Source organism: Streptomyces sp. WI03-4A, from assembly GCF_033792105.1.
Classification (GTDB): Bacteria; Actinomycetota; Actinomycetes; order Streptomycetales; family Streptomycetaceae; genus Streptomyces; species Streptomyces collinus_A.
This window is the reverse complement of the sequence record NZ_JARAUO010000102.1, coordinates 1-672: the sequence shown is the minus strand read 5'-3', so window position 1 is coordinate 672 and position 672 is coordinate 1. Positions and strand designations below refer to the sequence as shown.

Sequence of the window (672 nt, the reverse complement as noted above, 5' to 3'; positions counted from 1 at the left end):
GGGCACGCCTACGGCAAGTCGCTGCGCACGGTGAAGTCCTGCGTGGGCTCCACCTGGTGCCGGTACGGCGTGCAGGACTCGGTCCGCATGGCGATCGACCTGGAGCTGCGCTACCGGGGACTGCGCTCCCCGCACAAACTGAAGTCGGCGGTCTCCGGCTGCCAGCGCGAGTGCGCCGAGGCCCGGTCCAAGGACTTCGGCGTGATCGCCACCGCCAACGGGTGGAACCTGTACGTCGGCGGCAACGGCGGCGCGACCCCGCGCCACGCCGACCTGCTGGCACAGGACCTGTCCGACGCCGAACTCGTCCGGCTGATCGACCGGTTCCTCATGTTCTACATCCGCACCGCCGACCGTCTGGAGCGCACCTCGGCCTGGCTGGAGCGGATCCCGGGCGGCCTGGACCACGTGCGGGACGTGGTGGTGCACGACTCGCTCGGCATCTGCGACGAGCTGGAGGAGCTCATGCGGGCCCATGTCGCGCACTACCGCGACGAGTGGGCCGAGACCGTCGACGACCCCGAGAAGCTGGCCCGGTTCGTGTCCTTCGTGAACGCCCCGGACACCCCGGACCCGGTCGTCGCCTTCGTCCCCGAACGCGACCAGATGAAGCCCGACCTGCCGCTGCTGTCGATCGGCATGCGGCCCGCTGAAGACGTCCTGGAAGGAAGC

General features: G+C 70.1%; 1 pseudogene. It reads left to right on the top strand.

From position 1 onward, the window contains the following. Positions 1-672 (top strand): annotated as a pseudogene (locus PV343_RS40215) (nitrite reductase (NAD(P)H)); the annotation flags it as partial.